This window comes from Streptomyces sp. MK37H, assembly GCF_018035285.1.
In the GTDB taxonomy this organism is placed as follows: domain Bacteria; phylum Actinomycetota; class Actinomycetes; order Streptomycetales; family Streptomycetaceae; genus Streptomyces; species Streptomyces endocoffeicus.
This window is the reverse complement of record NZ_JAAAYH010000805.1, coordinates 1-1,719: the sequence shown is the minus strand read 5'-3', so window position 1 is coordinate 1,719 and position 1,719 is coordinate 1. Positions and strand designations below refer to the sequence as shown.

The following is a 1,719-nucleotide window of genomic DNA, read 5'->3' as shown; positions in this document are numbered from 1 at the left end:
GGCGGTCTCCGGTACGGCTACGGCGGCCTCGCGAACGGCGGACTGCCGTACGACCACGGTGTCCCCGCGCACCCCCACCCCCGATTGCGGAGCCCGGGAGAGCAGGACCACCCCGCGGGCGGCCGCCGCCGCGCCGGCGGCGGCCAGGGCCCAGCCGCCCGGGCCGCCCCGGAACCGCTCGTCCAGCAGGACGATCCCGATGGCGGCCGCCGCCACCGGGTTGGCCAGGGTCAGGGTGGCCAGGGGCGCGCCGAGGCCGCTGCCGTAGGCGCTCTGGGACAGCAGCAGACCGCTCACCGCGAAGACCGCGACCAGCAGGGCCACGACCACGGCCCGCCAGGACACCAGGGCCGCCCCGGGGACGCGGGAGTCGGCGAGCGCGACCGTGAGGGTCTGGGTGAGCGCCGAGGCGACGCCTGAGGCGACCCCGGACGCGGTGGCGAACCGCAGCCCCCGGCCCGGCGTTCCGCTCTCCCTGCGCCCCGGCCGGACGCACAGCCCGATGAACGCCAGCACGACGGCCGCGAGGCCGACCGCCTCCGGCAGGCTCAGCGTCTCGCGCGGGGTCTCCCCGGCGGTGACCGGCAGCAGGGCGCCGAGGCCGAGCAGCGCGAGGACCACGCCCCGCCACTCGTCCCGGACCACCCGCCGCCCCGCGAGCCGCGCGCCCAGCGGGACGGCCGCCACCAGGGTCAGCGCGCCGAGCGGCTGGACCAGGGTGAGCGGTCCGTACCGCAGCGCGGCCACATGCAGCAGGGCACCGGTGGAGTTGAGGCCGACCGCTCCCCACCAGGCGCCGCGCAGCAGCAGCCGCGGCATGCGGTCCGGCCGGCCGCCCGCGGCCAGCCGTTCCTGGGCCACGGCCGCGGTCGCGTAGGCGACGGCCGAGGCGAGCGCGAGCGCTACGGCTATGACGGTCGGGTTCATCCACCGTGCCTTCCTCTGGGCACTGTCTGCCTGCCACCAGCGGTGCTATCGGCACACAGACGTATCGATACGAGAGTGTACCGGTGCGAGGCCGTATCGGTACAAGGGTGTATCGGTACGCGGATGTGTCGGTACACTGCGTGGTCGGGGAGGGGAGCCGGAGTCCGGTGGACCGAGGAGGAGGACCCGATGGCGACGCAGAGCCCGGAGACGGACGCGCCGCAGCGCCGTTCCAAGATCACCCCCGAGCGGGAGCAGGAGTTCTATCAGGCGGTCCTCGACCTGCTCCAGGAGGGCGGCTACGAGGCCCTCACCATCGAGGCGGTCGCCGCCCGCACCCGCGCCAGCCGCTCCACCCTCTACCGGCAGTGGTGCACCAAGCCCCAGCTCGTCGTCGCCGCGCTGCGCTCCTGCAAGCGCCCCTTCGCGCTGGAGGGCATCGACACCGGCTCCCTCGCGGGCGATCTGCGCGCCGTCGCGGAGGCCGTGGGCGAGGCGGGGGAGGTGTGCGGCGGTGACACCGCGCTGGTGTACGCCCTCGGGCACGCCGCGCTGCAGAACCCCGATCTGCTCCAGGCGCTGCGCGCCGCGCTGATCGAGCACGAGGTGAAGACGATCCAGGCGATGGTCCGCCGGGGCGTGGAGCGTGGCGAGGTGGCGGCGGACAACCCCGCTGTCGAGTTCGTCCCCACGCAGCTGATCGGCGCGATGCGGGTCCGCCACCTGCTCGAGGGCCGGGTCGCCGACCGCGCGTATCTGACGCGCTTCCTCGAGGCGTCGGTCTTCCCCGCG

At 75.3% G+C, this 1,719-nt stretch carries 2 protein-coding genes; one reads left to right on the top strand and one right to left on the bottom strand.

The annotated features are described in order from the left end of the window. Positions 1–927: DMT family transporter (locus GWI24_RS44065; protein WP_210951615.1), on the bottom strand; the 927-nt coding region annotated here is incomplete at its 3' end. A 189-nt stretch (positions 928–1,116) separates the two neighbouring features. On the opposite strand from GWI24_RS44065, the gene GWI24_RS44060 reads away from it, so the two are divergent. Next, positions 1,117–1,719 (top strand): TetR/AcrR family transcriptional regulator (locus tag GWI24_RS44060; RefSeq protein ID WP_210951614.1); only part of this gene is annotated, 603 nt, incomplete at its 3' end.